Source organism: Lysobacter enzymogenes (genome assembly GCF_017355525.1).
GTDB classification, from domain to species: Bacteria; Pseudomonadota; Gammaproteobacteria; order Xanthomonadales; family Xanthomonadaceae; genus Lysobacter; species Lysobacter enzymogenes_C.
The window spans coordinates 1,340,170-1,352,562 of the sequence record NZ_CP067395.1 but is presented as its reverse complement, the minus strand read 5'-3'; the positions used below and the strand labels follow the sequence as shown (position 1 = coordinate 1,352,562).

Sequence of the window (12,393 nt, the reverse complement as noted above, 5' to 3'; positions counted from 1 at the left end):
GCGACACGCACAGCTACGGCGAGGCCATGAGCGAACACTCCGGACACGAGCGGCACGGACACGAGCACCGGCTGATCTGGATCGACCTGGAAATGACCGGGTTGGACACCGACCGCGATTCGATCCTGGAAATCGCCACGGTGGTCACCGACGCCCAGCTCAACGTGCTGGCGGAAGGTCCGGAACTCGCCATCGCCCATCCGCTGGAACGGCTGGAGGCGATGGACGAATGGAACCGCAACCAGCACGGCAAGTCCGGGCTGTGGAAGCGGGTGCTCGAACACGGCGTGGCGATGGCCGACGCCGAGCGGTCGACCCTGGAGTTCCTGGCCCAGTGGGTGGCGCCGAACACCTCGCCGATCTGCGGCAATTCGATCTGCCAGGACCGCCGCTTCCTGCACCGCTGCATGCCGAAGCTGGAGAAGTACTTCCACTACCGCAACCTCGACGTCAGCACGGTCAAGGAACTGGCGCGGCGCTGGGCGCCGGAGGTGCTGGCGGGGATGCACAAGGACAGCAAGCACACCGCGCTGAGCGATGTGCACGACTCGATCGCGGAGTTGAAGCATTACCGCGGCTTCATGGGCAAGCTGGGCGGGCAGGGCTGAGGTCGCCCGCAGCGTTCGCGCGTCGCGCGGCAGGCGCTCAGGCGTCTCGCGCCAGGGCCTGTAGCCGTGTCAGCAAGGCGGCGATGTAACCCTGATCGACCGCGGCACCCCACGCGCCCTCGCCGAAGCGCTCGGCGCGCTGGCAGGCGGTAAGCAGCGAGCGCAGCGTGGTCAGATCGGCGCTGGCGATGGCGTCGGGATCTTGCAACAGTGCGCCGCAACGGCCCCGGTCGTACTCGCGATCGAACCAGCACGGCGTTGCGCCGAGCACATGAAAGAACTCGGCCACGCTCGGGTGATAGCGGGGGCCGATCCAGAACTTCTGGCCGGTCGCGGCGTCGACGCGGTAGTCGGAGCCGACCACCGCGCGAAACCCGGGCTCCTGGAAGCGCGGAAGGAACGCCAGCAGTTCGGCGCAGTCCTGCGGGGTCGGCAGTGCGGCGGACATGCGCTTACTTCTTCGCCGCCGCGACATCGCCGTCGTCGGCCACCGCCTTCGTCAGCACCTCGCCGATCGGCCGGCCATCGGCATCGTGGTGATAGACGTGCAGGTCGCGCTGCGGGTAGGGGATGTTGAGCCCCTTGCCGATCAGATCGTTGCGGATGGCCTCGACCAGATCGCTCTTGGTGTGGACCAGGTCGCCGGTCTTGGCCCAGGCGCGCAGTTCGAGATTGACGCTGCTCTCGGCCAGCGCGGTCACCAGCACTTCCGGCGCCGGTTCCTTGAGCACCTTGGGATGCGCGCCGGCCAGCGCCAGCAGCGTGTCCTTGGCCAGCTTGAGGTCGTCGTCGTAGCCCACGCCGACGGTGAGGTCGATGCGGCGCTTGGGATTGGCGGTGAAGTTGACGATGACCGCGGTGGTGATGAGGCTGTTCGGCAGCACGATGACCCGGTTGTCGACGGTGCGCAGGCGGGTCTGGAACACGCGGATCTGCTCGACCGTGCCCTCGATGCCGGCGGCCTGTACATAGTCGCCGGCGCGGAACGGGCGCAGCACGATCAGCATCACGCCCGAGGCGATGTTCGACAGCGAGTCCTTCAGCGCCAGGCCGATCGCCAGACCGGCGGCGCCGAGCACCGCCAGCACCGAGGTCATCGGCACGCCGAGCTGTTGCAGCGCGGCCACCGCGACCACCACCACCATCACCGCATACGCGATGTTGCGCAGGAAGCCGCGCAAGGTCACTTCCATGTTGGCGCGGGTCATCACCCGCTCCAGCGCGCGCGACAGGCGCTTGGCGATCCACAGGCCGATCAGCAGGATCGCCAGCGACGCGAGCAGCTTCAGGCCCTGGGTCTGGGCCCACAGCATCAGCTTGTCGAAGTCGAAGCCGGCGCCGAGCCCCAGCAGGGACTCGGACGCCTGCGTTTTGGCAGCGGCGGCCTTGGCAGCGGTCTGGGCGGCGTCGGTTTTCGCCATGCCGGTACTCAGCCCTGGCCCTTGGCCTTGGCCAGACGCAGCCAGGTGTCGACCACGGTGTCGGGATTCAGCGACACCGACTCGATGCCCTGTTGCATCAGCCACTCGGCCAGGTCCGGATGATCGCTCGGGCCCTGGCCGCAGATGCCGACGTACTTGCCCTTGGCGCGCGCGGCCGAGATCGCCATCGCCAGCAGCTTCTTGACCGCCGGATCGCGTTCGTCGAACAGCTGGGCGACGATCGCCGAGTCGCGGTCGAGGCCGAGGCTGAGCTGGGTCAGGTCGTTGGAGCCGATCGAGAAGCCGTCGAAGATCTCCAGGAACTCGTCGGCGAGCAACGCGTTCGAGGGAACCTCGCACATCATGATGATCTTGAGACCGTTCTCGCCTTGCTTGAGCCCGTTCTTTTCCAGCACTTCGACCACGCGGCGGCCCTCGTCGAGCGTGCGCACGAACGGGATCATGACCCAGCAATTGGTCAGGCCCATCTGCTCGCGCACCTTGAGGACAGCCTGGCACTCCAAAGCGAAAGCATCGGTGAAGGACGGGTCGACGTAGCGGCTGGCGCCGCGGAAGCCGATCATCGGATTCTCTTCGTGCGGCTCGTAGCGCGAGCCGCCGATCAGGTTGGCGTATTCGTTGGACTTGAAGTCCGACAGGCGCACGATCACCGGATGCGGCGCGAACGACGCGGTGATGGTGGCGATGCCTTCGGCCAGTCGGTCGACGTAGAACTGGACCGGGTCGTCGCCGTAGCCGGCGATCTTCTCGTCGATCTTCTTCTTGGTCGCGGCGTCCTGCGAGGCGTATTCCAGCAGCGCCTTGGGATGGATGCCGATGTGGCTGGCGATGATCATCTCCAGCCGCGCCAGGCCGACGCCGGCGTTGGGCAGCATGGCGAAGTCGAACGCGCGCTCGGGGTTGGCGACGTTCATCATCACCTTCAGCGGCGCCGGCGGCATCTTGTCGAGATCGGCGACGTGGCGCTCGAACGGCAGCGCGCCGTCGTAGATGTAGCCGGTGTCGCCTTCGGCGCAGCTGATGGTGACGAGCTGGCCTTCCTTGATCGCGTCCAGGCCGTTGCCGGTGCCGACGACCGCGGGCACGCCGAGTTCGCGCGCGATGATCGCCGCGTGGCAGGTGCGGCCGCCGCGGTTGGTGACGATCGCCGCGGCGCGCTTCATCACCGGCTCCCAATCGGGATCGGTCATGTCGGCGACGAGCACGTCGCCGGGCTGGACCCGGCCCATGTCGTCGAGGCTGCGCACCACGCGCGCCACGCCCGAACCGATCTTCTGGCCGATCGCGCGGCCTTCGGCGACCACCGGGCCGCGCTGGCCGAGCTGGTAGCGCTCGATCTGGGTCGCCTTGGCCCGCGACTTCACCGTTTCCGGACGCGCCTGGACGATGAACAGCTTGCCGCTGACGCCGTCCTTCGCCCATTCCACGTCCATCGGACGGCCGTAATGCTTTTCGATCACCAGCGCCTGCTTGGCCAGCTCGTGCACGTCGGCATCGTCGATCGAGAACTTGCTGCGCAGCGGCGCCGGCGTGTCCTCGGTGCGTACGCGCTCGTCGGGCGCGTCCGAATAGACCATGCGCAGCTGCTTGGCGCCGACGCTGCGGCGCAGGATCGCCGGCTTGCCCTGGGCCAAGGTCGGCTTGTAGACGTAGAACTCGTCGGGATTGACCGCGCCCTGCACGACCATTTCGCCGAGGCCGTAGCTGGAGGTGATGAACACCACGTCGCGGAAGCCCGACTCGGTGTCGAGGGTGAACAGCACGCCGGACGCGCCGACGTCGGAGCGGACCATCAGCTGCACGCCGGCGGACAGGAACACGTCCTCGTGCTTGAAGCCGTGGTGCACGCGGTAGGCGATGGCGCGGTCGTTGTAGAGGCTGGCGAAGACTTCCTTGACCTTGCGCACGACGTCGTCTTCGCCGGTCACGTTGAGGAAGGTTTCCTGCTGGCCGGCGAACGAGGCGTCTGGCAGGTCTTCGGCGGTGGCCGAGGAGCGCACCGCGACGGCGATGTCGCCGCCGCCGTTCTGCGCGGCCAGTTCGCGGTAGGCGGCGCGGATGTCCTGGTCCAGGTCGGGCTGCAGCGGTGCGTCGATGACCCAGCCGCGGATTTCGCCGCCGGCCTGGGTCAGCGCCGGCACGTCTTCCACGTCGAGCGTGGCGAGGCGGTCGAAGATGCGCTGGTGCAGGTCGTTGTGCGCGATGAAGGCCTTGAAGGCCTCGGCGGTGGTGGCGTAGCCGCCGGGAACCGATACGCCCAGGTTGGCCAGGTTGCCGATCATCTCGCCAAGCGAGGAGTTCTTGCCGCCGACGCGGGCCAGATCGTTGAGGCGCAGCGCGTGCAGCCAGAGGATGTTCTCGTTCAAGACACACTATCTCCGAGGGGGGCTAGGACGCGTGGGGGCGCGGCCAAGACGATATGATCGCCCGTGCGTCCGGGGCATACAAGCTTGATCCGGCGGGCTTTTTGTATTGGCGCCGGGGCGTTTTCGGACTGGCACCGTTTTCTCAGACGAGGTTATCGATGGCAGGAACCCGCCCGGTCTTCTACGTTTCCGACGGCACCGGCATCACCGCCGAGACCATCGGCCACAGCCTGTTGACCCAGTTCACCGACACCCAGTTCGTCACCGACCGCATCCCGTTCGTGGATACGGTGGAGCGGGCGCAGGAGGTCGCCGGCAAGATCCGCGAGGCCGCGGTGAGCTACGGCGTGCGCCCGGTGGTCATCAATTCGTGCATGGACGGCGAGGTCGGCGCGGCGCTGGCCGAAAGCGGGGCGCTGATGCTCGACGTTTTCGCGCCGTTCATCGAGCCGCTGGAGCGCGAGCTGCACGAGACCCGCCAGCGCCGCGTCAACCAGGCCCACGGCATCGTCGATTTCGACAGCTATCACCGCCGCATCAACGCCATGAACTACGCCTTGACCCACGACGACGGCCAGAGCGTGGACTACAACGAGGCCGACCTGATCCTGGTCGCAGTCTCGCGCGCCGGCAAAACCCCGACCTGCGTGTACCTGGCCCTGCATTACGGCGTGCGCGCGGCGAACTATCCGCTGACCGAGGAAGACCTCGAACACGACCGTCTGCCGCCGCGGCTGCGGCCGTTCCGGCAGAAGCTGTTCGGGCTGACCATCGATCCGGTGCGCCTGCAGCAGATCCGCCAGGAGCGCCGGCCGAATTCGCGCTACGCCAAGTTCGAGACCTGCAAGAGCGAGGTCTTCGCGGCCGAAGCGATGTTCCGCGCCGAGCGCATTCCGACCCTGAGCACCACGCACACCTCGATCGAGGAGATCGCCAGCAAGGTCATGAACACCTTGGGGATCCACCGCGAGATGTTCTGAACCCGGCGTTCAGGCTGTTTGCGAAGACTGCGGCCCGGTGCGCGATGGCGTGCCGGGCCGTTTTTCCGAGCGTTGCGGACACAGTCGCAGGCCGCGCGAAGCGCGTACGCGAGGCTGCGATGCCGCAGCGGCGCGTAAGGGAGCGGGGCAGGGAAGCGGCGCGAGTGCGCGATGCTGAATGGCGGCGGGCGGGCGGTGCTGTCGCGAAGCGATTCTGCCGAGCCCGCCGGCAGTGCGAAAGAGCCTATAATTTAAGGGTTTTTTGCGATTCCGTCAATCCTGCCGCGCGGCCCTTCCAGCGTGTAGGATCGCGTGCATGACGCATACCGCCTCCCGCTTCGCGCGCATCCCCAAGCTCAGCCGTTTCGGCTGGCTGATGGGCTTGTACGCGGAGAATCACGAACGCCTCACCCGCATGTTCGAGCCGGCCGGGCTCGAACGCGGCGTGTATCTGTCGCAGGTCGGCGACGGCCTGGATCTGCGCCTGCACGTGCTCGAGCAGCATCGCTACACCACCGAGCTGCGGCTGACCTATGCGCTGGTCGATCCGCTGACCGGCGAACCCGATCCGTCCGCGTACCTGCGCCTGTATCACGACGCGCATCAGGTCGAGGCGACCCACTGCTATGTGGGGCGGCGCTGGCAGGACGTGATCGGTCTGTATCCGCCGCCGGCGCAAGTGCTCGGCCATCGCATGCGCATGAATACTTTTTTAGGAAAGTGGCTCGAGTATCTAGCCGAACGCGGGCATGGCATGACAAGATTGCGCCCCGTCGAACTCGCCCCGGCGCCGTCCGATCCTGATGGAGAAGGGCACGCTGGAGCGGCAAAAAATTCAGCGATGAATGCTTGACGACTTCGCTGAACGCCCGCTAAGATGTTCGTCTTTCCAGCCCGTGGGGCCATAGCTCAGCTGGGAGAGCGCCTGCATGGCATGCAGGAGGTCGCCGGTTCGATCCCGGCTGGCTCCACCACTCCTCGGATACGAAAGGGTTCCGAGGAGAGCAATACCAAAGTTTTGTCCCCATCGTCTAGAGGCCTAGGACATTACCCTTTCACGGTAGCGACCGGGGTTCGAATCCCCGTGGGGACGCCACACCCAAAACCCCCTTGGCCAGGGGGTTTTATATTGAAGCCCAAGTTTGTCGGGTTTCGATGCGATAAAGAGTTTCCAGCGCGTGGGGCCATAGCTCAGCTGGGAGAGCGCCTGCATGGCATGCAGGAGGTCGCCGGTTCGATCCCGGCTGGCTCCACCAACTCCTCGGAAAGAAAGGGTCCGCGGGGTTTTCTGGAAAATCCGACCAGTTTTGTCCCCATCGTCTAGAGGCCTAGGACATTACCCTTTCACGGTAGCGACCGGGGTTCGAATCCCCGTGGGGACGCCAAACGCAGAAACGAACGAGCCCGCGCAAGCGGGCTCGTTCGTTTGCGTGCGTCGAAAAGAACGCCGGCGTTCCCGCGAGGGAAGGCCGGCGCTGCGCGTCAGCGCGCCATCGCGGCGGGCTGTTGCGTTTCCTGTCCCTGGTTCTGCGCGCGATTGTGGTCGCGCGCGGGATCGGGCGCGTGCTGCTGGGCTTGCAGGTCGCGCGCGACCTGCTCCATCGGCGGCGCCTGGGCCGGATCGACGCCGACCCGGACGCCCGGGGTGTTGCCGCCGATCCAGACCTTGCCGTTGGCGTAGCCGACCTGGTCGAGGTTGACCTTGGACAGATCGTTCAGGCCTTCCTTCTTGGCCTGCGACACGGCGTAAGCGACCGCGTTGTCGGGCACCGACGGGTCGACCTTGCCGCGCACGGCGCTGAAGTAGCCGTTGTCGGGATTGCCGGCGTGGCGCGGATCGGCGCTCGCGGGCGCGGCGCCGTCCGGCCCGCCTTGCACGCGCGGGCGGCTGCTGTCGGTGAAGCCGCCCGGCAGGTGCATGCCCTGCAGCTTCAGTTCCTTGAGGTCGACCCGGATCTCGGGCGCGGCCTGAGTCGGGTTGGTCTTGCGCGCATCGAGCAGGGCCTTGACCTCCTCCTCGCGGATCATGCCGAGGGCGCGGCCGGTTTCGTTCTTCGGATAGCCGTTGGCGTCGTAGAACAGCTTGCCGATCGCTTCGACGTTCTGCGGCGTGGAGGCGATCTTGAGGTCGGCGCCGATGGTCAGGCCGGGTCGCGCGGTGTACGTCGGCGGGGACTTGGTCAGGTCCTCCTTGATGTACATCTTCATGTCGTCCGGCGAGGCGTCGTACAGATCTTTCAGCGTCGCTTTCGGGTTCTTCGACTTGACGTACGAGCCGAGCGTGTTGAAGCCGGCGATTTCGGCCGTGCTCTCGACCTTGCGCGAGGTCGCGTTGTAGGCCTTGAGCTCGTCGGTGTAGTCGTGCGGCGACGGGGTCTTGGCGGTGGCCTTGGCCTGGTCGCGCATCAGCTTGTCTTGGTCGATGATGTCCTGGCGGTTGACGCCGTGCTGGATCTCATGCCCGAGGGTGAAGCGGATGCTGTTCGCGGTCTGGGTCTTGGTCGCCGAGTCGTTGAGCTGGTCGAGCGAGACCGCGAGGGTCTTGCCGGGGCCGCTCGGATCGGTTTCCGCGCGGTAGTAGCCCAGCGGCTGGGTGCCGGCGATGCCCTCGAACTTCTCGAGATTGCCCTTGCGGATCGACTCGAGCACGTCCGCCTTGAGCTGCGGAGTGTTGTTGATCAGGTCGCGGAAGTTCTTGCCGGGGTTGTCCGTGGCCGTCTTGTGCGCGGCCTCGAAGTCCTTGAGCATCTGGTCCAGTTGTTCTTGCGGGGTCGGCATGTCCGTGTGCTCCCGGTCAGACGGCGGTTTCGACGATCACCATGGACACGCAGGTCTGTGCGTCGGCGGGATTGCTCTTGCCGCGCACGTACACCGTCGCGCCGACCTTGCCGCGGGTGAATTCCCAGTAGTCCTGGGTGTCGTGGCGGTTGCGCAGCTTCTTCGACGAGAAGCCGGCGGACACCAGGGTCTTTTCGTAGGTCTCGATCGGCACGCACACCGGGCTCATGTCGGCGTCGCTGTCGCTCTGGTCGCTGAGCTGGAACAGCACCCGGTTCGGCACGCTGGCGGCGTCCGGCGACATCGAGCGCAGGCCGTAGTACCAGACGCCGGCGACCGGGCCGTTGGCGCCGTAGTCGTTGGCGGAATGGACCACGATCGGCAGGCCGGTGGTCTCGCGCAGCTTGTCGGGAGCGAGGTCGCCGATGCCTTGCACGCTCTGGATCAGCTTGAGCACGCGCTCGGAAAGATCCTGCGCCGTGAGCCCGGCGGGCTCGGCGAGGGTGGAGTTTGCAGTCATTGCGGCGTTCTCCTTGGCCGTTGAGGGGGATTCGCCGGAGCTCGCGCAGGCCGCGGCGCACAGCGCGCACAGCAGCAGCGACGAGCGGGCGGTGGAAACAAGGGCGGACCGGATCGACATGCACCCTCCCTGATGACGAGGCCGGCGCGGGGGCGCCTGGCCAGCCGAAGCCTAACGGCGCGGTTCCCCCAAGACAACGTGGAATGCGCTGGACTGGGGACGCCGTCCGAAGGCTGAACGGGCGGTTCGCTGGAGCGTTTGCCTGCCGGCGTCGTGGGGCTTCGAATCCGGCGCCAGGTCGGTCCTGCGAGCTTACCCGTGCGGCGTTGCAGGGAGTGAGCCCGGATCCCGGGGGCGCCGAATGCCTGAACCGAGCGAGCCCGGGAAACCGGGTTCCGGTTGGTTTGCGCGCCGGGGATCGCGGCGGCCGGCAAATACCTTCGATGCCGTCACATGCCGGATCGCGCCGCGCACCTCCGCGGCCTGACAGTCGTCAGGGCGCTTTGTAACCGCGCGGAGAAGCGCCGCTGCAGTCACGGTCGGGCCGGCGCGGCCGGTCGAGCATCGGTGGCCCGTCCCGTCGAGATTGCGCCCATGTCCATCGATTCCGGATCCGTGTTTGCGGCGCTGCGAACCGCCGACCCGCGCCGGGCGCGGCATCTGCGCGGCGCGTTGCTGGCGCTGGCGCTGCTGCCGCTGGCCGCGGCCGCGGCGGCGCCCGACCTGGTCGTGACCGGCGCCGGCGCGGTCGACGCGCCGGTCGCGGGCGCGCCGGTGCGCCTGCGCGCGACCCTGCTCAATCGCGGCGACGCGGCCACGCCGGCCGGCGTCACCCACGGCGTGCTGTTCCTGGTCGACGGCCACGACGAGTACACGACCTATTCCGGCGACGATGCCGCCGCGCTCGCGCCCGGCACGAGCCGCGTCTACCGCGCCAGCGGCGGCGTCGCCGCGAGCGCCGACGGACGCTGGGTGCCGGCCGCGCCGGGCCGCTACCGGATCGCCGCGATCGCCGACGACGTCGACCGCATCGGCGAATCCGACGAAGGCAACAACGTGTACCGCTTCGATCTCGACGTGGCCGCGGCCGACGGCCGCCCGCGCATCGCCGGCGGCACCTTGCGCAACGCCGCCGGGCAACCGCTGCGCGGCGGCGATTACTGGCTGCAGAAGAACACTCAGCAATTCGAGTGGGCGCAGGTCGAATCCAACCTCGACTGGTTCGTGCGCTACGAACTCAACGCCTTGCGCCTGTCGGTGATGGACGACTTCCGCCGTCCGCAGGACTACGACATCGAGGAGCGCATCGCGCAGATGGACCGGTTCGTGGCCTGGACCCGCGCGCGCGGGCTGACCTTGATGATCGACTACCACAACGTCGAGGCCGGCCGTTACGACCGGGCCAGGGCGCTGGCGTTCTGGCAGCGGGTGGCGCCGCGCTACAAGGACGAGGCGCACGTGGTGTACGAGCTGATGAACGAGCCCGGCAACGGCGGCGAGAGCGGCAGCGCGGCGGCCGAGTTCGAACCCAAGACCTGGAGCGATTACGACCTGGAAAGCCAGAAGCGGCTGTACGACGCGGTGCGCGCGGCGGCGCCGGCGACGCCGATCGTGATGTTCAGTTTCGCCCTGATCCGCAACTTCGACGATTCAACGCAGCGCGACGGCGTCGCGGTGGTCGACGCGTTCACCCGCCGCTACGGTTTCGATTGGTCGCGCGCGAATGCGGTGGTGTCGGCGCACAGCTATTTCTCGACGACGACGCGCGACTACGAGCGCATGCGCGCGCTGGCGCCGGTGATCGCAGGCGAGGGGATCGCGTCGCCGATCTGCTACTACGACGGCTGCCACGATCCCATCGACGGCTACGTGTGGATGCAGCAGGCGTTCGAACGCAAGCAGCTGAGCTGGTTCGACTGGCAGCTGACGTCGGACCGCGGCACCGGGACCAACCTGGAGGCGCTCAAGCGCGATGCGCAGGCTTATTCGTATTGGTGGGGGCACGGCCGCTGACGGCTGCGGCCGGGCGTCTAATCGCCGAGCAGCAAGCGCGTCGCCGTCTGCGCCCAGCCCATGCGCACGGCGATCGTTACCGCCGCGATGTTGAGCGCCGCCGTGATCCAGAACGCGGCCTGGAACGAAGCTTTGACCGTCTTGTGGCGGAACTGTTGTTGCGCGATCAGCGCGCCGGGCCAGCCGCCGAGCAGGTCCAGCAGGTGCAGCCAGTTCTCGGGAATGCGGCTTTGCTGCGCGGTCGCCAGATCTTTGTCGCGCCAGTAGGCGAGGTAGGAAAAGAAGCTGAAAAGCAGCTGCGCCGACGGCACGATGAGCGGTACGAACCCCAGCGGCGCCAGCGCCACGACCGCCAGCAACGCGGTTGCGCCCAAGGCCGTCCGCGGGATGCGGCGCAGCAGCGAAGGCAGCGCGGCGCGCGTCGGCGGTGGTTCGATCCGCTGCCCGGCGAAGCGCGCCTCGACCGCGTTCGTGCGGCCCTTGGCGTCCTTGACCGCGCGGTAGGAGATGAGGTCGCCGTCGGTGGGGCGCGGCGAACCGGGCTGGAACGCCTTGACGTGTACGAACGCGCGCGCGCCGCCGTCGTGCGGGACGACGAAGCCAAAGCCTTTGTCGTCGTTCCAATCGGAGATTCGACCTGCCAGCCGCATTCCGGCGTCCTTCGGGATAGATGGGCGTTACAACGCGATCGGGGGCTGGAGACCGGCCGCGCCGTCGCGGCGAGGTCCCCGGGGCGGCCGATTCCGGCCGCCTCGCGGCGATGGATAACACGGGCCGCCGCGCTTGTCCCGCGCCGCGGCCGGACAGCGCGAGGCCGTCGTGAGCGTTCGGCGCACAGACGAAAGCCGCCCTCGGGCGGCTTTCGCGGGCGCTCTGCGTCGGTCGCGATTACCCGGCCGCAGCGCCGTACATGCCGTTGTGCACCGTCTCGACGATTTCGTCGGCGCCGCCGGTCGACCACGGCTGGCCCTTGCCGGGCGCGTACAGCTTCATGCTGGCCGGGATCACGCGGCTGCCGGCCTGATCGAGCACCTTGCCGAACTCGGTCACGCCTTCGAGCAGCTTCTTGGTCTTGAGCTTGGCCGGATCGCCCTTGCCCGCCAGCACGTCCTGCAGGCGCGCGCTCAGCGCCGGCACGGTGCACTCCATCGCGACCTCGGCGATGCGGCCGTTCTTGACGTACTCGTTGGCGTATTCGCGGTTCGACAGGCCGCGGCACTGGGCGCCGCTGGCGATCACGTTGACCCGCTTGATCGCCGCGGCCAGCGCCGGCTGGGCCTTCTTCTTGTCGACCTTCGGCATGTCTTCCAGCATCGCCGCGGCGAAACCGTCGTACTGCGCGTCCAGGGCCGCGGTGTCGGCCAGCTGGATCGGGGTTTCGTCCTTGGCGAACAGCGGCTTGAGGTAGGCGTTGAGCTGCGCGGTCGCCTCGACGTCCTGGCGCAGCGAGACCTGGGCGTAAAGCTCGGCGACCTGCTCGGGCTTGAGCGTGTTCTTGGCCGGCGCGGCCTTGGCGGCCTTGCTCTTGGACGGCTTGGCCGCGTGCGCCGGGAACGACGCCGGCGCGAACGTCAGCGCGGCCAGCGCGGCGACGAACAAGGCCTTGGGCAGGGCGTGGGAGAGGGTGGTGTTGGGCATGCTGCGGTCCTTTGCGAAGAAGGGGGCCTGGGCCGCTCGCAACGGCGG

The 12,393-nt window shown here is 67.7% G+C and carries 11 protein-coding genes and 4 tRNA genes; 8 read left to right on the top strand and 7 right to left on the bottom strand.

Annotated features, from left to right (window positions below; all coding sequences use genetic code 11):
• Positions 1 to 26 precede the first annotated feature (26 nt).
• Complete coding sequence (gene orn / locus JHW38_RS05430) at positions 27 to 608, top strand: oligoribonuclease (RefSeq protein ID WP_207524979.1); 582 nt, start codon at positions 27 to 29, stop codon at positions 606 to 608.
• A 37-nt stretch (positions 609 to 645) separates the two neighbouring features.
• Here the strand turns inward: orn and JHW38_RS05425 are convergent, their stop codons facing one another.
• The 3 genes from JHW38_RS05425 to ppsA are packed head-to-tail and all read right to left on the bottom strand — an operon-like array spanning position 646 to position 4,416.
• A complete protein-coding gene (locus JHW38_RS05425; protein ID WP_207524978.1) occupies positions 646 to 1,056 on the bottom strand; it encodes a DUF6508 domain-containing protein in 411 nt (136 codons plus the stop codon).
• 4 nt (positions 1,057 to 1,060) lie between these two features.
• Positions 1,061 to 2,029 carry a mechanosensitive ion channel family protein gene (locus JHW38_RS05420; protein ID WP_207524977.1) on the bottom strand — a complete coding sequence of 323 codons (969 nt, stop codon included), beginning with the start codon at positions 2,027 to 2,029 and terminating at the stop codon, positions 1,061 to 1,063.
• Between the two features lie 8 nt (positions 2,030 to 2,037).
• Positions 2,038 to 4,416, bottom strand: coding sequence for a phosphoenolpyruvate synthase (gene ppsA, locus JHW38_RS05415; RefSeq protein ID WP_207524976.1), 2,379 nt, complete (start codon positions 4,414 to 4,416; stop codon positions 2,038 to 2,040).
• Between the two features lie 158 nt (positions 4,417 to 4,574).
• Between ppsA and ppsR the strand changes: the two genes are divergently transcribed.
• The 6 genes from ppsR (at position 4,575) to JHW38_RS05385 (ending at position 6,781) form a co-directional block, all read left to right on the top strand.
• Positions 4,575 to 5,396: a posphoenolpyruvate synthetase regulatory kinase/phosphorylase PpsR gene (ppsR, locus tag JHW38_RS05410; RefSeq protein ID WP_207524975.1), complete on the top strand. Its 822-nt coding sequence runs from the start codon at positions 4,575 to 4,577 to the stop codon at positions 5,394 to 5,396.
• 316 nt (positions 5,397 to 5,712) lie between these two features.
• On the top strand, positions 5,713 to 6,249 hold the full coding sequence (locus tag JHW38_RS05405; RefSeq protein WP_207524974.1) for a DUF1249 domain-containing protein: 537 nt from the start codon (positions 5,713 to 5,715) through the stop codon (positions 6,247 to 6,249).
• A 45-nt stretch (positions 6,250 to 6,294) separates the two neighbouring features.
• Positions 6,295 to 6,370, top strand: a tRNA-Ala gene (locus JHW38_RS05400).
• Positions 6,371 to 6,416: 46 nt separating this feature from the next.
• A tRNA-Glu gene (locus JHW38_RS05395) sits at positions 6,417 to 6,492 on the top strand.
• Between the two features lie 84 nt (positions 6,493 to 6,576).
• Positions 6,577 to 6,652, top strand: a tRNA-Ala gene (locus JHW38_RS05390).
• 53 nt (positions 6,653 to 6,705) lie between these two features.
• Positions 6,706 to 6,781, top strand: a tRNA-Glu gene (locus JHW38_RS05385).
• A 97-nt stretch (positions 6,782 to 6,878) separates the two neighbouring features.
• On the opposite strand, the gene JHW38_RS05380 is transcribed toward JHW38_RS05385, so the two are convergent.
• Positions 6,879 to 8,174 carry a hypothetical protein gene (locus JHW38_RS05380; protein WP_207524973.1) on the bottom strand — a complete coding sequence of 432 codons (1,296 nt, stop codon included), beginning with the start codon at positions 8,172 to 8,174 and terminating at the stop codon, positions 6,879 to 6,881.
• Between the two features lie 16 nt (positions 8,175 to 8,190).
• Positions 8,191 to 8,694 carry a hypothetical protein gene (locus JHW38_RS05375; protein WP_207524972.1) on the bottom strand — a complete coding sequence of 168 codons (504 nt, stop codon included), beginning with the start codon at positions 8,692 to 8,694 and terminating at the stop codon, positions 8,191 to 8,193.
• A gap of 594 nt (positions 8,695 to 9,288) precedes the next feature.
• Between JHW38_RS05375 and JHW38_RS05370 the strand changes: the two genes are divergently transcribed.
• Positions 9,289 to 10,707, top strand: a complete 1,419-nt coding sequence (locus tag JHW38_RS05370) for a cellulase family glycosylhydrolase (RefSeq protein WP_207524971.1) — start codon at positions 9,289 to 9,291, stop codon at positions 10,705 to 10,707.
• A gap of 17 nt (positions 10,708 to 10,724) precedes the next feature.
• Here JHW38_RS05370 and JHW38_RS05365 read toward each other — a convergent pair whose 3' ends face one another.
• Entirely contained in the window at positions 10,725 to 11,357 is a 633-nt protein-coding gene (locus JHW38_RS05365; protein ID WP_242691226.1) for a DUF1294 domain-containing protein, read from the bottom strand.
• Between the two features lie 238 nt (positions 11,358 to 11,595).
• On the bottom strand, positions 11,596 to 12,345 hold the full coding sequence (locus JHW38_RS05355; protein ID WP_207524970.1) for a hypothetical protein: 750 nt from the start codon (positions 12,343 to 12,345) through the stop codon (positions 11,596 to 11,598).
• Positions 12,346 to 12,393: the final 48 nt, after the last annotated feature.